Raw genomic sequence first — 24567 nt, forward strand, 5'->3', positions numbered from 1 at the left:
GAAATCAATATCTTACTCAGTTTTGATGCGATCCTTGATTGCGTGGCCTCCGACAACCGTCTAAAAGTCCGCCGTCGCAAATCAGCTTGGGCGAATTCGGCTTTACGCCGGAATTGGCCCTCACTATCAGAATCAGGACAATCTCCATGGGCCGCGAAGCAAAGGGCTGTTCGCGCCAGGAGGGCGCTCTGTGACCGCCGGCCGGAATTGAGAGAGCAATGAGCGTGACTTCAGGAACGAAAACTGAGAGCGGCGTCGGTGAAACGATCCGGGTCGTCATTCATGCTCTCCTGATCGCGCTGGTGATCCGCACCTTCCTGTTTCAGCCTTTCAACATCCCGTCGGGCTCGATGAAGGCGACGCTGCTGGTCGGCGACTATCTGTTCGTCTCGAAATATTCCTACGGCTATAGTCACTATTCGATTCCGTTCTCGCCGCCGCTGTTCTCGGGGAGAATCTGGGGCTCGGATCCGAATCGCGGCGACATCGTCGTGTTCCGCCTGCCGAAGGACGATTCCACGGACTACATCAAGCGCGTGATCGGCCTTCCCGGTGACCGCGTCCAGATGCGCGACGGGCTGCTCTACATCAACGACACGCCGGTCGAGCGGCAGCGCATGAGCGAATATGTCGGCGAAGACCCCTGCGGCTCGGAAGGCGGCGGCATCTCCCGGGTGAAGCGCTGGAAGGAGACGCTGCCGAACGGCGTGTCCTATGAGACGCTGGACTGCGCCGACAACGGCTACATGGACAACACCAACGTCTACACGGTGCCGCCCGGCCACTTCTTCATGATGGGCGACAATCGCGACAACTCCACCGACAGCCGCTTCCTCGGCCAGGTCGGCTACGTGCCGCAGGAAAATCTGATCGGCCGCGCCCAGATGATCTTCTTCTCCATCGCCGAAGGCGAGCATGCCTGGATGTTCTGGCGCTGGCCGTGGGCGGTACGCTGGAATCGTTTCTTCAAAATCGTCCGATGAAAGACGAAGCCAAGGACATCGCGACCCAACCGACCGAGGCGCAAGCGGGCCCCGAAGGGGAAGCTGCGACCAAGACGGCTGCAGACAAGGCGCCTGCGAAGAAGAAGCGGGCGCGGAGCAGCAAGGCCAAGGCCACGGATGCGAACGCGGCGCTCGAGGCGCGCATCGGCCACAGCTTCGCTGACCCGAACCTCCTGATGCAGGCGATCACGCATGTCTCGGCGCTGAAGTCCGGACGCAAGCGCGGCGACAGCTATCAGCGGCTGGAATTCCTTGGCGACCACGTGCTCGGGCTCGTCGTCTCCGACATGCTCTATCACGCCTTCCCGAACGCCGACGAAGGCGAGCTGTCCAAGCGTCTGGCCGAGCTCGTGCGCAAGGAAAGCTGCGCCGACGTCGCCAAGTCGCTCGGTCTGGTCGACGACATCAAGCTGGGATCGGTCGGATCCAGCGCCGATGCGCGCCTGCGCAAGAGCGTGCTGGGGGACATCTGCGAGGCCGTGATCGGCGCCATCTTCCTCGACGGCGGCCATGTGGCGGCAGCCGAATTCGTCAAGCGCAACTGGACCGAGCGCATGCACAAGCCGCGCCGTCCCTTGCGCGACCCCAAGACCGTGCTGCAGGAATGGGCGCAAGGGAAGGGGCTGCCGACGCCTGTTTACCGCGAGGTCGAGCGCACCGGCCCGCATCACGACCCGCAGTTCCGCGTGGCAGTCGATCTGCCGGGGCTGGCGCCGGCGGAAGGCATCGGCGGCAGCAAACGCGCGGCAGAGAAGGTGGCAGCTTCAGTGATGATCGAACGCGAAGGCGTTGGCGGCGGCAATGACGGCTGAAGCAAGCGGCGAGGCGCCCACTGGTACGCGCTGCGGCTTCGTTGCGCTGATCGGCGCGCCGAATGTCGGCAAGTCCACGCTGGTCAACGCGCTGGTCGGGGCCAAGGTCACGATCGTCTCGCGCAAGGTGCAGACCACGCGCGCGCTGATCCGCGGCATCGTCATCGAGAACAATGCGCAAGTGATCCTGGTCGACACGCCCGGCATCTTCTCGCCCAAGCGCCGGCTCGACCGCGCCATGGTCTCGACCGCCTGGAGCGGGGCGCATGATGCCGACCTCGTCTGCGTGCTGCTGGATGCCAAGACCGGGATCGACGAGGAAGCGGAGGCGATCCTCGCCAAGGCCGCCGGCGTCAATCACGAGAAGATCCTGGTGATCAACAAGGTCGATCTGGTCCAGCGCGAGAAGCTGCTGGCGCTGGCGCAAGCCGCCAACGAGCGCATGAAGTTCGCGCGGACCTTCATGATCTCGGCGATCTCGGGCGACGGCGTCGACGACATCCGCAAGACGCTCGCGGAAATGGTGCCGCCGGGCCCGTTCCTCTATCCCGAGGACCAGATGTCGGACGCGCCGATGCGGCAACTCGCGGCCGAGATCACGCGCGAAAAGATCTATCAGAAGCTGCACCAGGAATTGCCCTACCAGTCCACGGTCGAGACCGACAAGTGGGAGGAGCGCAAGGATCATTCGGTGCGGATCGAGCAGACGATCTTCGTCGAGCGCGAAAGCCAGCGCAAGATCGTGCTCGGCAAGGGCGGCGCAACCATCAAGTCGATCGGCGCGGATTCGCGGAAGGAACTGATGCAGATCCTCGACGTGCCGGTGCATCTGTTCCTGTTCGTCAAGGTACGCGAGAACTGGGGTGACGACCCCGATCGCTACCGCGAGATGGGCCTGGACTTCCCCAGGGAATAACCAAGAAAAGATCGGTATCCGATGAGCGTGCCCAGCAACGTCCGGCGCTTCGAAGCGCTGCTCTATGCATCGTTGATGCTGGATGCCCTCTCGGTCGCGGCGCAGGACCGCACGCCCAACACCGAGATGACCGAGCAGATGATCATGACGGCGACCTTGCTCGCCGGCGGCATGATCCTGCTGCTGGTCTATTTCGTCTGGCTGGCCGCGCATCGGCGCAAGAACTGGCCGCGCTGGGTGCTGGCGGCGGCCCTGGTGTTGTCGGTGATCTCGCTCGGCCAGATCATCGGGGAGAGGGGCCTGGAACTCGACAGCGCCATCGAGATCGTCTCCTGCGCGCTGACCGCGATCGGCCTTTATTTCTCCTTCACCGGCGATGCGCAGGGCTGGTTCAACGCGTGAATCGCCGTGTCCCGGACAAGGTACGGCGCGCAAGCGCTGTGCCGCAGAGCCGGGACCCAGGAATGTGCGGAGAAATGGACCTCGGCTCGGCAACGCGTCGATTGCGCGCCGCGTTGCGTCCGGGGCACGAGTGCGTGCGAGTGGCTCTGGAATCCTGTAGGCTTCTCCCATGGAATGGACCGACGAGGGCATCGTGCTGGGGGTGCGGCGGCATGGCGAGAGCAGCGCCATCGTCGAGCTCTTGACGCGCGCCCATGGCCGGCATCTCGGCCTCGTCCGCGGCGGCGCCGGCTCGCGGATGCGACCCCTCTTGCAGCCCGGCAACAGCGTCAGCGCGGTGTGGCGGGCGCGGCTCGACGAGCATCTCGGGACCTATGCCGTCGAGGGATTGAAGCTGCGTGCGGCGACGTTGCTGGCATCGTCCCATGGGGTCTATGGCGTCACCCATCTCGCCTCGGTTGCGCGGCTCTTGCCGGAGCGCGATCCGCACGAAGAGATCTTTGCGTTGCTCGAACATTCGCTCGACGATTTCGACGACATCGGCAGCGCCGCCGTGCATCTGATCCATTTCGAGCTGGCGATGCTCGCCGAGCTGGGTTTCGGCCTGGCGCTGGACAATTGCGCGGTGACCGGCGAGACCGCGGACCTGATCTACGTCTCGCCGAAATCCGGCGGCGCGGTGTCGCGCGGCGCGGGCGAGCCGTGGCGCGACCGGCTGTTGCGGCTGCCGGCCTTTCTGCGCCATGGCGAGACCGCGAGCGATCTCACCGATCAGGATCTCCAGGACGGCTTCCGGCTCACCGGCCTGTTCCTGCTGCGTCACGTGCTGGAGCCGCGCGGGCAGGGCCATTCCGATGCGCGGGCCGGCTTCATCAACGCCCTGATACGGCAGCAGGCGAGGGCGGCGATTCCCGCGCCATGAGCTCATCGGGACTCTGCATTGCCAGATGGCATGAAGTTCCCAGGAACCAAATCGGGCCGGTCGAGTTCGCCTTCAGGTTCCATAACGGGGACAGCCTAAATGTTGATCAGGGGATTCGCCTTCTCCGCGGCGCTGTTTGCGTTTGCGCCCGATGCAATGGCCGGCGAGCCGCAACCCGGCTTGTTTCGCCGGGCTTCCTGCACGGTCGTCCGGTATTATGTGGCAAAATATTCTGCTGCCGCCGCAGAGACATGGGCGCGGGCCCATGGCGCGACCGAGGCTGAGATCGAGGCCGCCCGCCGCTGCGTGAGCAATGCGCCGGCACCCGCCCAAACGCCTGGTCAAGCCAAAACCCAGACATTCACGGCCGGCTGGGCAGGCCACTAGGCCGCCCACAGGGAACCATTCGATCCTTGCCCGATTCGCTTCCACGGTTTAACCGGGCGGCATGGGAAAACGAATCGTTCCGCCGGAAGAACCGGCCGAGATCCATGAGGTGCCGCTGCGCGAGGCGCTGGAAGAGCGTTATCTCGCCTACGCGCTCTCCACCATCATGCACCGCGCGCTCCCGGACGCACGCGACGGCCTGAAGCCGGTGCACCGGCGCATCCTCTACGGCATGCGACTGCTCAGGCTCGACCCCGGCACAGCCTTCAAGAAATCCGCCAAGATCGTCGGCGACGTGATGGGCTCGTTCCATCCGCACGGCGACCAGGCGATCTACGACGCCATGGTGCGCCTCGCGCAGGATTTCTCCTCGCGCTATCCGCTGGTCGACGGCCAGGGCAATTTCGGCAATATCGACGGCGATAACCCCGCCGCCTACCGCTACACCGAAGCGCGCATGACCGACGTCGCGCGGCTTCTGCTCGACGGCATCGACGAGGACGGTGTCGAATTCCGCGCCAATTATGACGGCCAGTCGAAAGAGCCCGTCGTGCTGCCCGGCGGCTTCCCGAACCTGCTCGCCAACGGCGCGCAGGGCATCGCGGTCGGCATGGCGACCTCGATCCCGCCGCACAACGCCGCCGAGCTTTGCGACGCCGCGCTGCATCTGATCGAGAAGCCCGACGCGAAATCCAAGGCGCTGATGAAGTGGGTGAAGGGCCCGGACTTCCCGACCGGTGGCATCTGCGTCGATTCCAAGCAGGCCATTGCCGAAGCCTACTCCACCGGCCGCGGCTCGTTCCGTGTCCGTGCGCGGTGGACGCAGGAGGAGGGCGCGCGCGGCACCTGGGTCGTCGTCGTCACCGAGATCCCGTTCCTGGTGCAGAAGTCGCGCCTGATTGAGAAAGTCGCCGAGCTGCTCGACCAGAAGAAGCTGCCGCTGGTCGGCGACATCAGGGACGAGTCGGCCGAAGACGTCCGCATCGTGATCGAGCCGAAGTCGAAGAACGTCGATCCCGCGCTGATGATGGAATCGCTGTTCCGGCTGACCGAGCTCGAAAACAAGATTCCGCTGAACCTCAACGTGCTGATCAAGGGCAAGGTGCCCAAGGTGGTCGGCCTGGCCGAGTGCTTGCGCGAATGGCTCGACCATCTGCGCGACGTGCTGATCCGGCGCAGCAATTATCGCAAGGCGCAGATCGAGCACCGGCTGGAGGTCCTGGGCGGGTTCCTGATCGCCTATCTGAACATCGACAAGGTGATCAAGATCATCCGCACCGAGGATGAGCCCAAGCCCGAGCTGATGAAGGCGTTCAAGCTCACCGAGGTGCAGGCCGAAGCCATCCTCAACATGCGCCTGCGCTCCTTGCGCAAGCTCGAGGAGATGGAGATCCGCACCGAGGACAAGAACCTCCGCGGCGAGCTCAAGGGCATCAATGCGGTGCTGGCCTCCGAGCCTGAGCAGTGGAAGAAGGTCAGCGAGCAGGTCGGCAAGGTCCGCGACATGTTCGGGCCGAAGACGCCGCTCGGCAAGCGCCGCACCACCTTTGCCGACGCGCCCGAGCACGATCTCGCCGCGATCGAGGAGGCCTTCGTCGAGCGCGAGCCGGTGACGGTCGTCGTCTCCGACAAGGGCTGGATCCGCACCATGAAGGGCCATGTCGAGGATCTCTCGGGCCTTGCCTTCAAGCAGGACGACAAGCTCGGCTTTGCGTTCTTCGCCGAGACGACCTCGAAGCTGCTGCTGTTCGCGACCAACGGCAAGTTCTACTCGCTCGACGTCGCGAAGCTGCCGGGCGGCCGCGGACACGGCGAGCCGATCCGCCTGTTCATCGACCTCGAGCAGGAGGCGGCGCCCGTCGCGCTGTTCGTCAACAAGGGCGGTCGCAAATTCCTGGTCGCGAGCCACGAGGGCCAGGGTTTCGTCGTCAACGAGGACGATTGCGTCGGCACCACCAAGAAGGGCAAGCAGGTCCTCAACGTCGACATGCCGAACGAGGCGCGCGCGATCACCGAAGTGCTCGGCGACACCGTCGCGGTCATCGGCGACAACCGCAAGATGCTGGTTTTCCCGCTCGACCAGGTGCCGGAAATGGCGCGCGGCCGCGGCGTTCGCCTGCAGAAGTACAAGGATGGCGGCCTCTCGGATATTGCCGTGTTCGACGCCAAGGCCGGCCTGACCTGGAAGGACTCCGCCGGTCGCGAATTCTCCGCGACCATGAAGGAGCTCGCCGAGTGGCAAGGCACCCGCGCTGACGCCGGCCGCCTGCCTCCGAAGGGTTTTCCGAAGTCGAACAAGTTCGGCCGGGGCATCGGGTAGGGACGGTCCCGTGTCCCGGACGCGCTGCAACGCGCTTGCATTGCCGCGCAGAGCCGGGACCCATGTTGCGCGGACGATGTTCGGCGGCATGGGCCCCGGCTCAGCAACGCACCGCTGAAGAAGCGCTGCGCTGCGTCCGGGGCACGAGATTGGTGCGCAACTGCATCCACATCATCATTGCGAGCGCAGCGACGCAATCCAGAGTCTTGCCGTGGCGGCAGTCTGGATTGCGTCGCTGCGCTCGCAATGACGGGATGCGATGGAGTCGCGCTCCAACCCAGAAGTGCGCATCCCGCAAACGCGCGGCTGATAGCCGTGTGCGCATACGTGCTTCTGCCGTGTGGGCACGAACATTGCTTTTTGCTGGCGACCGTAACCGTTTCGCCAAGGCAAGAAGAAACCAATGTTCAAACTCAAGTCTATGATTCCCGCGCTGTTCGGCCTCGCGCTGGCCGCGGCGCCGGCGCATGCGGCGGGGAATCTCGTCGCGGTGCTCGAGGCGGAAATCGTCACCCTCGATCCGCATTTCTCCACGGCCTATATTACGCGCACGTTTGGCTACATGGTGTTCGATACGCTGTTTGCGAAGGATTCCAAGGGCGACATCAAACCGCAGATGGTGCAGGACTGGAAGGTCTCGCCCGACAACTTGACCTACACATTCACGCTGCGCGACGGCCTGAAGTGGCACGACGGCCAGCCGGTTACGGCCGCCGATTGCGTGGCCTCGCTGCGCCGCTGGGGCACCCGCAGCGCGCTCGGCCGCCGCATCTTCGCGATCACCGCGTCGCTCGAGCCCACCGACGCCAAGACTTTCGTGCTGACGTTGAAGGAGCCGTCGGGTCTCGTCATCGACGCGCTCGGCAATCCCGTCAGCCCCGTCGCCTTCATGATGCCCGAGCGCATCGCCAAGACGCCCGGCGACCAGCGCATCACCGAGATCGTCGGCTCGGGTCCCTTCGTCTACAGCAAGGCCGATCACCGCACCGGCGATCGCATGATCCTGAAGAAGTTCGCCGATTATGTGCCGCGCCCCGAGCCCGCTGACTTCCTCGCCGGCGGCAAGCGAGTCAATGTCGACACGCTGGAGGTCCGCGTCATTCCTGACGGTGCGACCGCAGCCTCCGCGCTGCAGGCCGGCGAAGTCGACTTCATGCAATACGCCCCGTTCGATCTGTTGCCGCAGCTGGAGAAGAACTCCCGCGTCAAGCTCGTCAACTTCACCGGCGGCAACATGTTCGCAGGCGCCTACCGCCTCAACGCCGCGTCCAAACCGTTCGACGATCCCGCGATCCGGCGCGTGCTGTGGAAGCTGGTCGACCAGCGCGAGGTGCTGGATGCGCTCGGGCTCGATGCCAAATACGCCACGCCTTGCGCGACGTTCTTCACGTGCGGCACCACCTATGAAAGCAAGGCCGGCACCGAGGCCGCGGCGAAGCCCTCGATCGAAGCGGCGAAAGCCGCGCTGAAGGCGACCAAATATGCCGGCGAGCCCGTCGTCGTCATGGAGGCCAACGATCTCGAAGCCCCGCGCGTCTCGGCGCAGGTGCTTGCGGAACGGCTCAAGGCAGCCGGCTTCAACGTCGATCTGCAGGTGATGGACTGGGCGAGCGTGCTGGCGCGCCGCGCCAAGAAGGAGGGCTGGAGCGTCTACGGCGTTCACGCCGGCGGTTTCGATCTGGGTTCGCCGCTGACCAACGTCATGGTTGCCTTCAACTGCGCCGACTTCACCGGCTGGCAATGCGATGCGCGCATCACGCCGTTGCTGGAAGCCTTCGCCAAGGCGCCGGCCGAGGAGGACCGCAAGAAGATCGCGGGCGAGATCCAGGCCGTCATGTACGATCAGGCACCCGCGATTCCCTGGGGCCAGTTCGCGCAGCCGGCTGCCTATCGCGCGACGTTGCGCGGTCTGATACCGTCCGCCATCCCGGTGTTCTGGAACGTTGAGAAGTAACGCGATGTACGATGTCATTGTTGTCGGCGGCGGCTCCGCCGGCGCCGCCGTTGCGGCACGGCTGTCCGAGGATCCCGCCCGGCGCGTCCTGCTGCTCGAAGCGGGGCGCGACTGGCGCGCCGATGAGGCGCCATGGGAGGTGCGGACGCCCAATCCCATCCCGATCATCCACAAGCGCGAATACCAGGAGAAATGGCAATGGCCTGACCTTCTGACGCGCCGGGTGGCGGGGCAGGAGCCTCGCTTCTACTGGCGCGGCAAGGGGCTCGGCGGCTCATCGATGATGAACGGCCAGATCGCCATCCGCGGCGTTGCCGATGCCTTCGACGAATGGGCGGCCAATGGCTGCATCGGCTGGTCGGCGAAGGAGGTGATGCCGCTGTTCTCCGTGATCGAGGATGATCTGGAATTCGGCGATGCCGACGGCCACGGACGCGGCGGGCCGTTGCCGGTCTATCGCGCGCCGCCGGAGACATGGGGCCCGATCGATCGCGGCCTGCGCGACGCGGCGCTCGCGGCCGGGTATCCCTGGTGTGCCGATGTCAACGGCCCGGGCGGCGAGGGCGTCGCCTGCTATCCCATCAACAGCCGCGACAGCCGCCGCATCACCACCAATGAGGGCTATCTCGAGCCCGCGCGCGGTCGCGCCAATCTGGAGATCCGCGGCCATGCGCTGGTCGATCGCGTGCTGATCAGCGACGGCCGCGCGACCGGTGTTCGCGTTCATATCGAGGGGCAGGGCACAAGCGAGATCAGCGCGCGGCAGATCGTGCTGTGTGCCGGCGCCATTCACAGTCCGGCGATCCTGCTGCGCTCGGGCATTGGCCCCGCCGAGGAGTTGCGGGCGATGGGGATCGCGGTCGCGCGCGATCTGCCGGTCGGCCGCCATTTCTTCGACCACCCGCTGTTTCGTGCCACCATCCAGCTCCGGGAGGAGCTTCGTCCCACCGATCCCGATACGCGCCACACCAATTGCTGCGTGACCTACTCGTCGGGCCTCGCCAACGGCGGCAAGCGCGACATGATCCTGATCGCGTTCAATCACCGCGGCATCGGGGTAGCAGGGGCGATCGGCGCCGGGCTGTTCAACGCGTATTCTCGCGGAACGCTTAAGCTCGCCTCGACCGATCCCACAATCGATCCCGTCGTCGAGGAGAACATGCTGGCCGATCCCCGTGACATGCTGCGGATGATGGATGCGGTGAGGCGCCTCGCCGTGATCACCACCCAGCCGGCGCTGTCAGGCATCGCCGACTGGATCCGGCTGACCGACACCGACCTGACGCTGCCGCAGGCAGCTAGCCTGCCGGATCACGAACTCGACGCGGTGCTGCGTCGTGAGACCGGCGACATCCAGCACGCCGCCGGCAGCTGCCGGATGAGCGGCGTTGGCAACCCCGACGGCGTGGTCAACCCCGATGGCACGGTGAAGGGCATCACGGGCCTGCGCGTCGCCGACGCCTCGATCATGCCGTCCGACTGCCGCGCCAATACGCATTTCACCACTGTGGTGATCGGCGAAGCGGTCGCGCGGATGATGATGCGGTAGTGCGACAACAACGGTGTCATGCCCCGGCTCGACCGGGGCATCCAGTGCGCCGCGGCCTTTCTTCTCGATCACGCCCGTCTCGGAGTACTGGATCACCCGGTCAAGCCGGGCGATGACACCGAGTGTGGGGCGAGCGGCTCCCACGTCATTGCGAGCCAACGGGTCCGCCCGTTGGCTCGCAGCGACGGCGCAAACGGGGAGGCCATCGCTCTCCAGTTCACACTTCAAACAGCGACCCTTGCATGTCGCAAAGGCAATGTTCGGCGTTCAGATCGTCTGGCCGCCTGATACTTCGATCCGTTGCCCCGTAACCCAGCGATTGTCCTCACTCAGCAAGCTCGCGACCATCGGACCGATATCATCCGGGACGCCAACGCGGCCCAGCGCAGTCATGGCGGCGAATTGCTTGTTCACGTCGGGATTGTCACGTACCAGGCCACCACCGAAGTCGGTTTCGATCGCGCCGGGCGCAACGCTGTTGACGCGGATGCCACGCGGCCCAAGTTCCCTGGCCATGCAGACCGCCATCATGTCGGCGGCGGCTTTCGCCATGGTGTAGACGGCGAAGCCCGGATAGGTGACACGCGTCAAGCCGCTGCCGATGGTGACGATCGAGCCACCGTCTGCCATCAGCGGCAACAAGGCCTGGGTGAGGAAGAATACGCCTTTGACGTGCAGGTTCATCTGCTGATCGAACTGAGCCTCGGTGGTCTCGCCGAGCGGAGCGAAGAGGCCGTCGCCGGCATTGTGCACGAGGTGGTCGAAGCTCTCGCGACCAAATGTCTCCTTCAGCGTCTGGCCCAGTCTTCGCGCGAAGGAGGGAAATTTGGCGACGTCGGCGCTGTCCAATTGAAAGGCCACGGCCCGGCGTCCCAGCGCCTCGATCTCGGAAACGGCACTCTCCGCGAGGTCCGCACGGCTCCGGTATGTGATGATGACATCGCTGCCCTTGCGCGCGATGTTGACGGCCATGTTGCGGCCAAGGCCGCGGCTCGCACCGGTGACGATTGCAATTTTTGCCATGTGATGTCTCCTTCGTTTGACACGGCGAAGGTGGCAGACACCGCAGCATTCGAGTTGCCGGATCCTTGAGCCTTCTTGCCTATTCCTCCAAATGGCCGCGAGCGTCGCTCAGGCGGGGCCGACGCTGCGTTGAACGATCAATTCACATGCCCAAAGTTGAAGCAGTCCGGCCATGTCCGGTTGCCGTGGCCCGCGGCTGGTATAAATTCGCGGAAATGACGACGACTTTGCTCGAAACTGTTCGCCGCTATGCGGACTTGCATTCCGACCAGAACGGCACGGCCAGGACGCCGATTCCGGGCCTTACGGCCATACGGGCAGCGACGCGGGGCCAGCTCCAATACGCAATCAATCGGCCGCTCGTTGCGCTTGTCCTGCAGGGCCGAAAACGCGTGACGATGGGAGCGCATACCTTCGATTTCGGCGCGGGAGAGTCGCTCCTGATCTCGGCGGATGTGCCGACGGTGAGCCAGATTACCCGCGCCAGTGCGCAGCTCCCATATTATTCCCTGGTCGTTGAGCTCGACCCGGCGGTGATCGCGAGCCTGATCGTGGAGATGAACCTTGCTCCCGAGCAGCAAGGCATTCCCGTCCGCGTCGATCCGACCGAATCCGAGGTTGCCGATGCCGCGCTTCGCTTGATGCGGCTGCTCGAACGTCCGTCATCCTTGCCGGTTCTGCAGTCTCAGTTCGTTCGCGAAATCCACTATTGGCTGCTGGCTGGGCGACACGGCGCGGCGATAAGGGCCCTCGGGGTCGCCGACAGCCACGCGCAACGCATCGCGCGCGCCGTGGCGATCATTCGTTCTGACTATGCAAAGCCGCTGCGGATCGAGCGCCTGGCGGAAGCGGCTGCCATGAGTCCTTCCTCGTTTCACCAGCACTTCCGCACGATTACATCACTCAGTCCCCTGCAATTTCAGAAGCAGTTGCGGCTCATCGAGGCGCGTCGGATGATGTTGTCGGAGGGCTCTGACGTGAGCAGCGCGGCCTTCGGGGTAGGTTACGAAAGCGTCTCGCAATTCACGAGGGAATATGGGCGCTTGTTCGGGCTGTCGCCTGCCAAGGATGTCAAGGCCGCGCTCGGTCAACTGGACACCGCAGCCTGACGCTAAGCCGGATCATCGACCACCCGGAACATGCAAGGTAACGGCGCTCTCCTCTCACTAGATCATTCCCGCCAGCCGCAGCGCCACCCCCGCCGCGCAGCTTCCCGCCAGCACCGTCAGCATGCCCAGCTTGAACCGGAAGATCGCCGTCGCCGCCGCGATCGCCAGCACTAGCGCGGGAATGTCCACGCTCGTCAGCACCGGCATGTCGAAGTTCAGCGGAAACGCATGCACCGGCACGGTCTCGCGGAACAGGATGTGCAGCGCGAACCAGATCGAGAGGTTGAGGATCACGCCGACCACGGCGGCGGTGATCGCACTGAGCGCGCCGGCGAGGCCCGTGTTGCCGCGCAGGCGCTCGATATAGGGCGCGCCGACGAAGATCCAGAGGAAGCAGGGCGTGAAGGTGACCCAGGTCGCGAGCAGGCCGCCGAGCGTGGCCGCGAGCATCGGCGACAGGCCGCTCGGGTCGCGATAGGCCGCCATGAAGCCCACGAATTGCAGCACCATGATCAGCGGGCCCGGCGTGGTCTCGGCCATGCCGAGGCCGTCCAGCATCTCGTGCGGCTTCAGCCAGTGATAGTGCTCGACCGCCTGCTGGGCCACGTAGGCCAGAACGGCGTAGGCGCCGCCGAAGGTGACCAGCGCCATCTTCGAGAAGAACAAGGCGATCTGGCTAAATACGTTGGCCTGGCCGAAGGCCAGCAGCAGCGCGATCACCGGGACAAGCCAGAGCGCAAGCCACAGTGCACCGACGCGGATCGCGCGCGCCGTGTTGGGGCGGACGTGATCGGGCACGGCCTCGCCGAGCATGCTGTCGATCGCAGCGGTGCTGCCGCCAGGGCCGTGACCGGCCGGCGCGAATTCCGGACGGCCAGCTCGCGCGCCGGCATAGCCGATGAGGCCGGCGGCAAAGATGATGATGGGGAAGGCGACCGCGAAGAAGAAGATCGCGACAAAGGCCGCGGCCGCGAGCGCGATCATGACGCGATTCTTCAGCGCGCGCTTGCCGACGCGCACCACGGCCTCGACGACGATGGCGAGCACGGCCGCCTTGAGGCCGAAGAACAGTGCCTCGACGAAGCTGACATTGCCGAACGCGGCATAGATGTAGCTGAGGCCCATGATGGCGATGATGCCGGGCAGGATGAACAGCCCGCCCGCCATCAGGCCGCCGGCGGTGCGATGCATCAGCCAGCCGACATAGGTCGCGAGCTGCTGCGCCTCAGGTCCCGGCAGCAACATGCAGTAATTCAGCGCATGCAGGAACCGGCCCTCGGAGATCCACTTCTTCTCCTCGACCAGGATGCGGTGCATCACCGCGATCTGGCCCGCAGGCCCGCCAAAGCTCAGACAGGCGACGCGCAGCCAGACGCGAAAGGCCTCGTTGAAGCTGACGCCGTGACCGGCGTCAGCTCCTGCTTGAACGTTACGGATGTCCATTTACGCCTTCACCTTGTTGGTCGGCCAGTTGTGCGTCTCGGTGGTGGCGTCGCGGCACCAGCGGTAGAAGGCGTCGTAGAGCAGCATGCCGGCTTCGAGCTGTTCGATGTCGTCGTCGTACATCCGGGACAACCCGAGCGAGGCCGCGAGCAGGCCCGGTGCCTCCGGCGCCAGATCCGGCCGCGCGGTGTCGGCGCCGCGCACCAGCGTCGCGAGGCGAAGCAGGGCCGGCGTTGCGATCCCGAATTCCTCGATCATCACGTCGAAGGTGCAGAGCTCGCCACGGTGGCTCCAGAACACGTTCTCGATGTCGAAGGGGGCGGCACCAAAGCGCTCGCCCACCCCCACCACTTCCGACGGCGCTACGTACAGGAACACGGCGCTGGGATCGACGAAGCGGCGGATCAGCCATGGGCAGGCGATGCGATCGACCTTCGGACGCGCCCGCGTGACCCAGACGGTGCGGCCCTCGGCATCGCGTGGCGGCAGCTTGCGGGCATCGACCAGCGGCAGCCCGGCCGCCTTCCAGCCCTCGAAGCCGCCCTCCAGCGTCTCGGCCTCGACGCCGAGTTGGCGCAGCCAGGCCGCAGTGCCTTGCGCGAGCTTCTCGCCGCGGAAGCAGGAAACGACGGCGCGGCGGCCCGCGAAGGCGCGGCCCCAGTCCGTCACATCGTCGTGGCTGAGCTTGATGGAGCCGGGGATCAGCCGCCGGTCGGCGGCAAAATCCTCCTCGGTGCGCACATCGATCAGTGCAGGCGCGTTCGCCGTGCCGATCAGCCGTGCCAGTTTGTCAGATGAGATGGTCGTGAATGTTGACATGATGCGTCCTCGCAAGAAACGAACGGGACGCGATGCTTGGGCCTGTCGCCTCGTGGGGAGATCGCTCAAATCCCCATGGCACAGATTACAGCGAAACTAAATTGCACTGTCAATCCGCGGGACGATTGGACCTTAGAAAATTGGTGCCCGCCGTCTATATTGCGCCCCGACTGAGCTGAATCTTCGGGAGAATTCGATGCATTCCCATTCCATCGAACAATGGACCCATGACCATGCGTTCCTGGGCGAGAAGCATGACGAGAACGAACGCCGCACCTGGTTCGTGGTCGTGCTGACGCTGGTCATGATGGTCGGCGAGATCGTGGCAGGCTCGCTGTTCGGCTCGATGGCGCTGCTGGCCGACGGCTGGCACATGGGCACACATGCGGCGGCGCTCGGCATTGCCGCCTTCGCCTATCGTTTCGCGCGCCGCCACCTGGGGAATGCGCATTTCGCCTTCGGCACCGGGAAGTTCGGGGATCTTGCCGCCTTCGCCAGCGCGATCATCCTGGGTCTGATCGCAGTCGAGATCGCCTATGAGAGCGTGCTGCGGCTGTTCACGCCGGTGCCGATCGTCTATGGCGAAGCCATGGCCGTGGCTGCCCTCGGCCTGTGCGTCAATCTCGCAAGCGTGTGGTTGCTGCGCGATAGCCACGATCATCACCATCACGGTCACGACCATAGCCATGCACATGATGACCACGACGATCATGGCCACGACCACGATCATCACGGCCATCATCATCACCACGACAACAACCTTCGCGCAGCCTATGTCCATGTCATGACCGATGCGGCGACCTCCGTGCTGGCGATCGCAGCGCTCGCCGTCGCCATGTATTCGGGCTGGGTCTGGGCCGATCCGGCGGTGGGCCTGATCGGCAGCGTCGTGATCGCGAGCTGGGCGTTCGGCCTGATCAAGTCATCGGGGGCGGTGCTCCTCGACGTGCGCGCCGACGAGAAGCTGGAGCGGGTGATCCGGGCCCGCATGGAGGTCGGCGACGACCGCGTGACCGACCTCCATCTCTGGCAGGTCGGCCCCGGCCATTGTGCCGTGCTGCTCTCGGTGGTGTCGGACAAGCCGAAGCAGCCGGCCGTCTACAAGCGGCGGCTCGCGGGGCTGAAGGGCCTCAGCCACGTCACGGTCGAGGTCGAGACCTGCCCGCATTGACGGGCCGCGCGAACGGACCCGCCGCGTTGTGCTGCTGCCACCAGGCTGGCAGCAGCGACGTGCTAACGCTCCGGAGGAACTCCGTGACGGGAGATGGCGGTGGGCGAGTGGGCCGGAGTTGCGATCGCGCTGGCGTCGAGCAGCTTCGGCGGGAGCGCTGCGGCCATTACGCGCTATCTCGTCGACAGCGCCGATCCAATCCTGCTCGCGATCCTGCGCTGGGGGATCGGCTTCCTCTGCTTGTTGCCTTGCGCGCTTCTGCTCGGCGTGCGGTGGCCGCAACGGCCCGACTGGCCGGTGGTGATGCTGCTTGGCTTCTGCTTCTTCGGCCTGTTCTTCATCCTCTATAACATCGCGGTCTCCTACACGACCGCCGCGCGCGCCAGTCTCGCGCTGGCGACGTTGCCGCTCCACACCATGATGGTCGGCGCGCTGCTCGGCGTGGAGCGCCTGTCCGCGCGCAAGATCACGGGCGTCGGCATCGCCGTGCTCGGTGTGGCGGCGGCCCTTGCCGCGGGCCTCGCGCAGAGCCCGCCCGGCGCCTGGCGCGGCGAGTTGATCATGACCGGCGCCGTGTTCTGCATGGCGTTCTACAACGTGTTGTCGCGTCCGCTGATGCAGCGCTCCAGCACGCTCGGCTTTCTCACCGTCGGTATGGGCGCGGGCGCCGGGATGCTGGTGCTTGTTGGCCTGGTGAACGGCAGCTTTGCGGCGCTCTCGCACTTCACGGCGGCGCAGTGGATTGCCGGCGTCTATCTGGGCATTGGCGGCGGCGCTCTCGCCTTCATCCTCTGGGTCATGGCGCTGGCGCGGGCGACGCCGGCCCGGGTCGCCAATACGATGACGGTCAATCCGATCGCCGCGGCTCTGCTGGCAACGCTGCTGATCGGCGAGCCGATCACGGGAAATCTTCTGGTCGGGCTGGTCGCGGTGTTCGCCGGTATCTGGATTGCGACCAGCGAGGCAAAAGCGGCCTAGCTCCACGGCGCGGTCGCCGTCGGCGGGCTCGCCTCCGGCGTCTTCTTCGGTTTCAGCGTGCCGGCATAGAACGACAGCAGCCAGACCAGTAGGAGGGCGAGGAGATAGACGCCCCAGGCCTGTGGCGGCGTGGTCGCCCAGCGCAGAAGGCCTTTGAATGTGCGGGGCGGGCCGGCATCGTCGCTCATGGCTCGCTTCTGCGCGAAAGCGGCTGCGCCGTCAATCCGGTGGCCGCTCGGGGCGGATCAGAAACAGCGCCACGAGCGCCGAGAGGCTGAGCGCAGACGAGACGATCAGCACCTTGGCGCCCATGAGGTCGATCAGCAGGCCGAAGGCGAGCGGCGCCACGGCCTGCGCCATCCGTGCCGGGGCGCCGATGATGCCGAGACGATAGCCGAAATCCTTCGGGCCGAAGATCGACAGCGGCAACGTGCCGCGCGCGATCGTCAGGATGCCGTTGCCGGAGCCGTGAAACAGCGCGAACGCGCTTGCCGCAGCGCCGCCGAAGATCGCAACGATCACGGCCCCGAGCGGGTGGGTGACGCAGGCGAGGCGCGTCGACCACAGCGGATGGAAGCGGCTGAGGAAGCCGGCCTCGAGCATGCGCGCCCCGACTTGCGCCGGGCCGATCAGTGCGCCGGCCGCGATGGCTTCGGCCGGCGTCGCCCCCGTCGCCTCCAGGATGCGCGGGAAATGCGCGGCCATCGCACCGGTGACGGTCCAGACCGCCGCGAAGATGAAGCCCAGCAGGATCATGGTGCGGTCGAGCGGCAAATGCGGCTTCGCGGCCGTGGCCGCGGCCTGCTTCGCGCCCTTGATCGCCGGCAGCATGAAGAAATTGAGCGGCAGGCCGATCAGGACGTTGGCGGCGGCCCATGCAAAACAGGTGTCGCGCCAGCCGATATGGGCGATGCCCCAGGCGGTGAGCGGCCAGCCGACGGTGGAAGCGAAGCCCGCCATCAGCGTGATGCCGGTGATGGGCCGGCGAGCCTCGGTGCCGTAGATGCGCCCCAAAGCTGCGAAGGCGGCGTCATAGAGCCCCATCGCCATGCCGATGCCGAGCACGAGCCAGGCGATCGCCATCACCGCGATCGATTGCGAGAACCCAAGGAGCACGAGGCCGGCAGCGATGATCAGGTTCGAGGCCGACAGCACCTGACGGCCGCCGACGAGATCGATCTGCCGCCCGATGCGCGGGCCGAGCATGGCCGAGATCACCAGCGCGGCCGAAAACGCGCCGAAGATCCAGTTGGAGGAGACGCCGAGGTCGTGTGCCATGGGATCGGCGAGCAGCGCCGGCACATAATAGCTCGAGGCCCAAGCCAGCGTCTGCGTGGTGCCGAGCGCCAGGATGACCGGAAGCTGGCGCCGGGTCATCCGCGCGGGCTTCCGATTTCGGCCGACGAAGTCATCATCGCCGACATTTGCCGTTCGCGCGGCGAGGGCGTCAACCGGCGCTGCGACATATTCGACCTGCGGGGGACGGGAGCCTGGTGCACATGCGGGCCTGCGCCTTTCGCTCGTCACGAATGCACGCCATAATGGCGTATGCAATTGACCTCCCGCCTTGGGCTGATGAACTGGCTGACCGGCCAGGGGCTGACTGGCCTGCCCGAAAACGAGCTGCTCCGCGGCTTCTGCGAGCGCTGCTGCGCCGAGGGGCTGGAACTGTCGCGTGGCCTCGTCGTCATCGACACGCTGCATCCGATCTATGAGGGCCGCGGCTTTCGCTGGAGCGACCGGCCCAGCAACGAGAGCGATGCCTTCGAATACGGCTCGACCGCAGACGGCGACGCCGCCAGGAGCTGGCGCCGCTCGGTGTTCTTCCACATGCTCGAGAATGGCCACGACGAGATGGTGATCGATCTCGCCGATGCGCCGTCGATGGATTTTTCGCAGATCAGCGAACTCGCCGAGAAGGGCCACAAGCACTATCTCGCCTTCGTGCATCGGTTCGGCGAGAATGGCGCGCTCGGCCTGATGGACTGCCTCTACTCCTGCTGGACCACCCGCCGCGAGAGCGGGTTCTCCGGACTGGAGCTTGAGGCTCTGCGCGATCTCGTGCCGGTGTTGGGTCTCGCGATCAAGTCGGCCCAGCAGGTCGACATCGTGCGCACGCTCGGCCGGGTCTATCTCGGCCGCGATGCCTCCGAGCAGGTGCTGCGCGGGCGCATCTCCCGCGGCGTCACCGAGCGCATCAATGCCGTGCTGTGGTATTCGGACCTGCGCGGCTCGACCGGGATCAGCGAGAGCATCGGCCCCGATGAGATCATTCCGTTCCTGAACGACTATGCGCAGACCGTGATCGACGCGATCCACCACGCCGGCGGCGACGTGCTGAAACTGATCGGCGATGGCGTGCTGGCGATGTTCTGGGGCGAGGATATGGCGGATGCGCGGCGGGCCGCGCTGCGGGCCGAGCACCTGTTCCGCAAGAATGTCGCTGCGCTGAACAAGCGGCGGGCGGCGGAGGGCCGTCCGACCACGTCGGCCTATGTCGGCCTGCACGTCGGCGAGGTCTTCTACGGCAATATCGGCAGCGAGGACCGGCTCGATTTCACCGTGGTCGGCCCGACCGTCAACGAGGTCAGCCGCATCGCCTCGATGAGCCGCTCGGTCGACCGCGAGCTGCTGGCCTCATCCGAGTTCTATGGTGGCCTCGATGCCGCCGGCCGCCGCTATCTCGTCTCCACCGGCCGCTACGCCCTGCGCGGCATCGGACGCGCGCAGGATCTCTATACGCTCGATCCGGAGGTCGACGCGAACGAGCCGGTGACGGGGAGCTACGAGCGCTACCTGGCGAATTGAGCTCGCGGCGACGATCTAGCTAGCACCGCGCCGCTACTTCGTCCCCCACCATGTCCGGCTGCCGGTCCAGCGCGACCGCCGGTGACAGCAGGATCACGAGCGCCTGCAGGCCGAAGACGGCGGCGGCGAGATAGAGGCACGCTTCCGCGCTCCAGAGGCCGCCGACGATAGCGCCCAGCGCCGAGCCGAGCGGACGGGCGCCATAGCTCATGATGTTGATGGCGGAGACGCGTCCCAGGAGGCGCGGCGGCGTCACCGACTGGCGCAGCGTCGTGGTCGAGATCACCCACAGGATCGGACCGACGCCGAGCAGGAAGAAGCTCAAGGCCGCGAGCCACGGCGAGGGAAGCAACACCGTCAGCGCCATCACCAATGCGGCGACGAAGCCGGTGACGGGGCCGAGTCCGACCACGGTGCCGAAGGCAATGCGCTGCATCACGCGGGTGGCGAGGAGCGCGCCGATCACCATGCCGACACCGTACATCGTCAGCACCGCGCCCACACCGGCCGCCGTCAATCCGAGATGGCGCACGGCATAGGGCACGAACACGGCGATCTGCAGGAACCAGCCGGTGTTGAAGATGAACTGGGTGATGAACACCGGCCGCAGCAGCGGATGGTGGAACACGAAGGCCGCGCCTTCGCGGATCTCCTGGAGCGGATGGCGTCGCGGCGCCGGCCCGCGCGCGGGCTCGTAGATGCCGGAGAGCAGCACGACCGCGATCGCCGAGAGTGCCGCAGCAAAGCCGAAGGCCGGGCTGGCGCCCCACCATCCCACCAGCGCGCCGCCGAGCGCAGGGCCGCTGGCGAAGGCGATGGTGCGCGCGAGCTCGATCCGCGCATTCGCCGCGGGCAACAGCTCCGAGCTCACCAGCGAGGGCACCAGCGCCGGAGCGGCGACGCTGTAGACGACGGTGCCGCACACGGCAGCGAAGCCGAGCAGGGCCAGCAGCGGCAGGTCGAGGGCCCCCAGCGCCAGCAGGAGCACGATGGCGGCGAGCGCTGCGGCCCGCAACGCCTCGGCACTCGCCATCAGCCTGCGGCGGGACATGCGGTCGGCGAGCACGCCGGCAGGGATGGCGAACAGGACGAAGGGCAGGGTGAGCGCGGTCTGCAGCAGGCCGGTCTGGCCTTCGGCCACCCCGAGCGTCAGCACGGCGACGATGGGCGCCGCGGCGAGCGCGATCTGCTCGGCCGATTGCGCCGCGAGATTCGACCAGGCGAGGCGACTGAAGGTGTCAGGGAGGCGAGGGGGCGTTGACATGGCTCATATCCTGCAAAGGCGAATTGGCGCCAATGTTCACCCTGACGACCACTGGGCCCACCCGCTTCCCGACAACAGGCGCGACCGGCAACAGGCCTGGGCGTGAACGGTGCGGCTAGATGCAGTTGCAAATGAGTTGCAATAAGAAAGAACTTGAGTATTGTGCCGGCATGGATGCCCTATCGCCCCACCTGAACCCCGAATCCGCCGGTTGGCGTGCCGACGCGCCCACCACCAAGAGCCTCGCCGAGGTCAATGCCACGGTCGCGGTTCCGCGAGCCGGCCACTGGTCGCGGCGGCTGCTCGCCTTTGTCGGTCCGGGCTATCTCGTCTCGGTCGGCTACATGGACCCCGGCAATTGGGCGACCGACCTCGCCGGCGGGTCGAAGTTCGGCTACACGCTGCTCTCGGTCATCCTGCTCTCGAACCTGATGGCGATCCTGCTGCAGTCGCTGGCCGCGCGGCTCGGCATCGTCACCGACCGCGACCTCGCGCAGGCCTGCCGCGCCACCTATTCACCGGCGGTGAACTTCCTGCTCTGGATCGCCTGCGAGGCGGCGATCATCGCCTGCGATCTCGCCGAGGTGATCGGCACCGCGATCGCGCTGAAACTGCTGTTCGGCATTCCCCTGATCGGCGGCGCCTTGCTCGCCGCGCTCGATGCCTTCCTGCTGCTGCTCCTGATGAACCGCGGCTTCCGTTTCCTGGAAGCCTTCGTCATCGCGCTGCTGGCGGTGATCGCGGTCTGCTTCGCGATCCAGATCGTGGCTGCGGCCCCGCCGGTGGCGGAGGTTCTGCGCGGCTTCGTGCCGAAGACCGAGATCTTCACCAATTCCGACATGCTCTACATCGCGATCGGCATCATCGGCGCGACCGTGATGCCGCATAATCTCTACCTGCACTCCTCGATCGTGCAGACGCGTGCCTACGAGCGCAACGACACCGGCCGGCGCGAGGCGATCAAATGGGCGACGACGGACTCCACCATCGCCCTGATGCTTGCGCTGTTCATCAACGCCGCGATCCTCGTCGTCGCTGCCGCGACCTTCCACAAGAGCGGTCATTCCGATGTCGCCGAGATCGGACAGGCCTTCGAGCTCTTGTCGCCGCTGCTCGGCCTCGGCATCGCCTCGACGCTGTTCGCGGTGGCGCTGCTTGCCTCCGGCCTGAACTCGACGGTGACCGCGACCCTCGCCGGCCAGATCGTGATGGAAGGTTTCCTCGACCTGCGCCTGCCGAGCTGGGCGCGCCGCCTGCTGACGCGCGGCATCGCCATCATTCCCGTGATCATCGTCACGGCCATCTATGGCGAGCGCGGCACGGCAGACCTGCTGGTGTTCAGCCAGGTCGTGCTGTCGATGCAGCTGCCCTTCGCGGTGATCCCGCTGGTTCGCTTCGTCTCCGACCGCCGCAAGATGGGTCAGTTCGCGATACCCAAATCCGTCGCCGCGATCGCCTGGATCGTGGCGGGCGTCATTGTGGTTTTGAATATGAAGCTGCTCGCCGATACGCTGTTCGGGTGAGACGGTCGCTTTGCGGGCGGTTTGGCCTGGGAGAGTGTCTCACACGAACGGATTGGTGATGCGAAGGCCTTCCTTCAGGACCATTCCATGCTGGAAGTCTTCGGATAGCAATGTCTGGCATCCCGCGTGGAGCGCAGAGGCAGCGATCATCGCGTCGTAGGTCTGCATTCCATAGCGTTCGGCGAGCCCCAGGCCGGTATCGTGGATATCCAGCGTGACAGGATAAACTGTAAGCAGACCGCGCAATGAGTCCAGGAGGGTGTGGGTCTCCTGCCATGACAATCGCATTTTGCGGCGGGCTACGTTGGCAAGTTCGTTGAGCACCTGAACGCTGATCACGCCTCCGCCCAAAAGTGCTTGCTCGGTTCGATCAGCCTTCGCCGCGTCGCCTGACAGGAGATAGATGAGGACGTTCGTGTCGAAGAAGCTAACGGGCATTCGCTTCATCTCTGTCGAACTTGAAGTCGACAGGAAGGCTGCCGCGAAGGGCACGAATACGCTTTAGCAACTCGGCACGGTCCGGCTTGCGCGCCACGCCGAACTCCCGCTCCCCCGCAACGTGAATCTCGATCTCGTCGCCTTCCTTCAGCTGAAGCGCCTCGACGACGGTGGCGGGAAGGCGGACCGCAAGGCTATTTCCCCACTTGGCGACCTGCATGTGACCTCCGTTAGATATACGCAAACGAATATGTATATCTAGCGCGCAGGATGTCAAGATTGATGCCGGCAACCGTGCGGAGCTTGCGGGGCGTGGCCGCTAGCTAGCAGAGCCCGCTCATGTGCTTGAACTTCCAGAGGGACGGCAGGTCCTGGGGGCTGGTTTTTGGCACGTAGCCCCGCAACGTCGTCTTCGGTCCCTTCTGCTTGAACTCCTCGATCCCGCATGATGTCGGGCCCTCGTACACACTCACGGTCACGAGATAAAAATCGGGAAGAACGCCGTCTATCCGGGCTTCGGATTCGACGTCGGCGTTCGGGTGCCGCCATGTGTGAATGATCTTGCCGCCAGGCTCGGGCTTGTCGAACAGGGGAACGTCCGCTGCGAAGAGATCGGCGATCTCGCCGATCTTGCTGATTGGCTGGCCGTAGTCGTTGAGGAACGTTCGAAGCTTCGGGGGCGGAGGTGTCACCGCAATGCAGCGGCCAAAATACTCTTTGCGGCCGGCTTCACAGGCGTGAGCGTCGATGCTCGACGGGACGATCAACGACAGTGCGAAGATGGCAGGAAGTGCAGATGGGAAACGCATGCCTGTGCTTGCCGGCACCCCGACGACCACCGCTTCTTAATCCTGCGGCTCGGACGCCGCATCCCCCTGCGCGTCGATGCGCAGCCAGCCTGAGGGGGCGAGGCGCTGCTGCGGCAGGAAGCGGGCCTTGTAGTCCATCTTCTTGGAGCCTTCGATCCAGTAGCCGAGATAGACGTAAGGCAGGCCTTGCCGGCGGGCGCGCGCGATGTGGTCGAGGATCATGAAGGTGCCCATCGAGCGGCCCACCTGGCCCGGCTCGAAGAACGAATAGACCATCGACAAACCATCGCTGAGCACGTCGGTCAGGGCGACCGCGATCAGTTCCTCGCCGCGGCCGGTGATGCCGCTGTCGGGGCCGCGCTTGCGGTACTCAATGATGCGGGTCTCGACGTGGCTGTCCTCGACCATCATGGCGTAGTCGAGCACGGTCATGTCGGCCATGCCGCCGTGGCGGTGGCGGGCGTCGAGATAGGCGCGGAACACCGAATATTGCTCGGAGGTCGGCACTGCGCTGCGCTGCTCGCCGATGATGTCGGCGTTGCGCGCCATCACCTTCCGGAAGCTGCGGGAGGGCCGGAACTCGTTGGCGATCACCCGGACCGAGACGCAGGCGCGGCACTGGTCGCAGGCCGGCCGGTAGGCGATCGACTGGCTGCGGCGGAAGCCGCCGTGGGTCAGGAGGTCGTTGAGGTCGCCAGCGCGGTCGCCGACGAGGTGCGTGAACACCTTGCGCTCATGCCGGCCGGGCAAATAGGGGCACGGCGAGGGCGCCGTGAGGTAAAATTGGGGGGTGTCGCGCGAGTGCTGGGTCAAGGGACGTCGTGGGCCTCCGAACTGAGCATCAGCATCGCGCTACGAAAGCCCCTGGTCAATCGGTCTGCTCGGCAGGTCAGATCACTCAGCTTAGTCGGTCCTG

The 24567-nt window shown here is 65.6% G+C and carries 24 protein-coding genes; 14 read left to right on the top strand and 10 right to left on the bottom strand.

Annotated features, from left to right (window positions below; all coding sequences use genetic code 11):
• The first annotated feature begins 218 nt into the window (after positions 1-218).
• The 9 genes from lepB to EDE08_RS06070 all read left to right on the top strand — a co-directional run bounded on the left by lepB (position 219) and on the right by EDE08_RS06070 (position 10266).
• On the top strand, positions 219-983 hold the full coding sequence (lepB, locus tag EDE08_RS06030; RefSeq protein WP_061877333.1) for a signal peptidase I: 765 nt from the start codon (positions 219-221) through the stop codon (positions 981-983).
• Positions 980-1816 carry a ribonuclease III gene (gene rnc / locus EDE08_RS06035; RefSeq protein ID WP_131868068.1) on the top strand — a complete coding sequence of 279 codons (837 nt, stop codon included), beginning with the start codon at positions 980-982 and terminating at the stop codon, positions 1814-1816. The genes lepB and rnc overlap by 4 nt, the downstream gene beginning before the upstream one ends.
• A complete protein-coding gene (era, locus tag EDE08_RS06040; protein WP_131868069.1) occupies positions 1806-2732 on the top strand; it encodes a GTPase Era in 927 nt (308 codons plus the stop codon). Before rnc ends, era begins: the two co-directional genes overlap by 11 nt.
• A 21-nt stretch (positions 2733-2753) precedes the next feature.
• Positions 2754-3134, top strand: a complete 381-nt coding sequence (locus EDE08_RS06045) for a hypothetical protein (protein WP_061877336.1) — start codon at positions 2754-2756, stop codon at positions 3132-3134.
• 169 nt (positions 3135-3303) lie between these two features.
• The gene (recO, locus tag EDE08_RS06050; protein WP_131868070.1) at positions 3304-4056 is read left to right on the top strand and encodes a DNA repair protein RecO; all 753 of its coding nucleotides are present in this window, start codon (positions 3304-3306) and stop codon (positions 4054-4056) included.
• A gap of 99 nt (positions 4057-4155) precedes the next feature.
• Positions 4156-4443, top strand: coding sequence for a hypothetical protein (locus tag EDE08_RS38995; RefSeq protein ID WP_131868071.1), 288 nt, complete (start codon positions 4156-4158; stop codon positions 4441-4443).
• Positions 4444-4504: 61 nt separating this feature from the next.
• On the top strand, positions 4505-6763 hold the full coding sequence (gene parC, locus EDE08_RS06060) for a DNA topoisomerase IV subunit A (RefSeq protein ID WP_061877339.1): 2259 nt from the start codon (positions 4505-4507) through the stop codon (positions 6761-6763).
• 403 nt (positions 6764-7166) lie between these two features.
• Positions 7167-8717 (top strand): ABC transporter substrate-binding protein, encoded by a 1551-nt coding sequence (locus tag EDE08_RS06065; protein WP_131868072.1) that lies wholly within the window; start codon positions 7167-7169, stop codon positions 8715-8717.
• Between the two features lie 4 nt (positions 8718-8721).
• Positions 8722-10266 carry a GMC family oxidoreductase gene (locus tag EDE08_RS06070; protein WP_131868073.1) on the top strand — a complete coding sequence of 515 codons (1545 nt, stop codon included), beginning with the start codon at positions 8722-8724 and terminating at the stop codon, positions 10264-10266.
• Between the two features lie 267 nt (positions 10267-10533).
• On the opposite strand, the gene EDE08_RS06075 is transcribed toward EDE08_RS06070, so the two are convergent.
• Positions 10534-11289 (bottom strand): SDR family NAD(P)-dependent oxidoreductase, encoded by a 756-nt coding sequence (locus tag EDE08_RS06075; RefSeq protein WP_131868074.1) that lies wholly within the window; start codon positions 11287-11289, stop codon positions 10534-10536.
• A 215-nt stretch (positions 11290-11504) separates the two neighbouring features.
• Between EDE08_RS06075 and EDE08_RS06080 the strand changes: the two genes are divergently transcribed.
• Complete coding sequence (locus EDE08_RS06080; RefSeq protein ID WP_131868326.1) at positions 11505-12398, top strand: AraC family transcriptional regulator; 894 nt, start codon at positions 11505-11507, stop codon at positions 12396-12398.
• A 57-nt stretch (positions 12399-12455) separates the two neighbouring features.
• Here EDE08_RS06080 and chrA read toward each other — a convergent pair whose 3' ends face one another.
• Positions 12456-13841, bottom strand: coding sequence for a chromate efflux transporter (gene chrA, locus EDE08_RS06085; protein ID WP_131868075.1), 1386 nt, complete (start codon positions 13839-13841; stop codon positions 12456-12458).
• Complete coding sequence (locus EDE08_RS06090) at positions 13842-14660, bottom strand: chromate resistance protein ChrB domain-containing protein (RefSeq protein ID WP_131868076.1); 819 nt, start codon at positions 14658-14660, stop codon at positions 13842-13844.
• A 196-nt stretch (positions 14661-14856) separates the two neighbouring features.
• On the opposite strand from EDE08_RS06090, the gene dmeF reads away from it, so the two are divergent.
• Both dmeF and EDE08_RS06100 read left to right on the top strand, forming a co-directional pair.
• Positions 14857-15831, top strand: coding sequence for a CDF family Co(II)/Ni(II) efflux transporter DmeF (gene dmeF / locus EDE08_RS06095; RefSeq protein ID WP_131868077.1), 975 nt, complete (start codon positions 14857-14859; stop codon positions 15829-15831).
• A gap of 99 nt (positions 15832-15930) precedes the next feature.
• Positions 15931-16809 (top strand): DMT family transporter, encoded by an 879-nt coding sequence (locus EDE08_RS06100; protein ID WP_131868078.1) that lies wholly within the window; start codon positions 15931-15933, stop codon positions 16807-16809.
• On the opposite strand, the gene EDE08_RS06105 is transcribed toward EDE08_RS06100, so the two are convergent.
• Together EDE08_RS06105 and EDE08_RS06110 are read right to left on the bottom strand one after the other, a co-directional pair.
• Entirely contained in the window at positions 16806-16997 is a 192-nt protein-coding gene (locus tag EDE08_RS06105; protein WP_131868079.1) for a hypothetical protein, read from the bottom strand. The two genes, EDE08_RS06100 and EDE08_RS06105, sit on opposite strands and share 4 nt — an antisense overlap.
• A gap of 31 nt (positions 16998-17028) precedes the next feature.
• Complete coding sequence (locus tag EDE08_RS06110; protein ID WP_131868080.1) at positions 17029-18186, bottom strand: MFS transporter; 1158 nt, start codon at positions 18184-18186, stop codon at positions 17029-17031.
• A 171-nt stretch (positions 18187-18357) separates the two neighbouring features.
• Here EDE08_RS06110 and EDE08_RS06115 point away from each other — a divergent pair, with 171 nt between their 5' ends.
• On the top strand, positions 18358-19617 hold the full coding sequence (locus EDE08_RS06115) for an adenylate/guanylate cyclase domain-containing protein (protein ID WP_131868081.1): 1260 nt from the start codon (positions 18358-18360) through the stop codon (positions 19615-19617).
• Positions 19618-19636: 19 nt separating this feature from the next.
• Here the strand turns inward: EDE08_RS06115 and EDE08_RS06120 are convergent, their stop codons facing one another.
• Positions 19637-20881: an MFS transporter gene (locus EDE08_RS06120; RefSeq protein ID WP_131868082.1), complete on the bottom strand. Its 1245-nt coding sequence runs from the start codon at positions 20879-20881 to the stop codon at positions 19637-19639.
• A gap of 170 nt (positions 20882-21051) precedes the next feature.
• Here EDE08_RS06120 and EDE08_RS06125 point away from each other — a divergent pair, with 170 nt between their 5' ends.
• Complete coding sequence (locus EDE08_RS06125; protein ID WP_131868083.1) at positions 21052-22404, top strand: Nramp family divalent metal transporter; 1353 nt, start codon at positions 21052-21054, stop codon at positions 22402-22404.
• 39 nt (positions 22405-22443) lie between these two features.
• On the opposite strand, the gene EDE08_RS06130 is transcribed toward EDE08_RS06125, so the two are convergent.
• The 4 genes from EDE08_RS06130 to EDE08_RS06145 form a co-directional block, all read right to left on the bottom strand.
• A complete protein-coding gene (locus EDE08_RS06130; RefSeq protein WP_131868084.1) occupies positions 22444-22842 on the bottom strand; it encodes a PIN domain-containing protein in 399 nt (132 codons plus the stop codon).
• Complete coding sequence (locus EDE08_RS06135) at positions 22832-23062, bottom strand: AbrB/MazE/SpoVT family DNA-binding domain-containing protein (protein ID WP_131868085.1); 231 nt, start codon at positions 23060-23062, stop codon at positions 22832-22834. Before EDE08_RS06135 ends, EDE08_RS06130 begins: the two co-directional genes overlap by 11 nt.
• A 103-nt stretch (positions 23063-23165) precedes the next feature.
• Positions 23166-23681: a hypothetical protein gene (locus EDE08_RS06140; protein WP_131868086.1), complete on the bottom strand. Its 516-nt coding sequence runs from the start codon at positions 23679-23681 to the stop codon at positions 23166-23168.
• A gap of 6 nt (positions 23682-23687) precedes the next feature.
• Positions 23688-24464 carry an arginyltransferase gene (locus EDE08_RS06145; RefSeq protein WP_131868087.1) on the bottom strand — a complete coding sequence of 259 codons (777 nt, stop codon included), beginning with the start codon at positions 24462-24464 and terminating at the stop codon, positions 23688-23690.
• Between the last annotated feature and the right edge of the window lie 103 nt (positions 24465-24567).

It is taken from the genome of Bradyrhizobium sp. R2.2-H (assembly GCF_004346455.1).
Lineage (GTDB): Bacteria > Pseudomonadota > Alphaproteobacteria > Rhizobiales > Xanthobacteraceae > Bradyrhizobium > Bradyrhizobium diversitatis.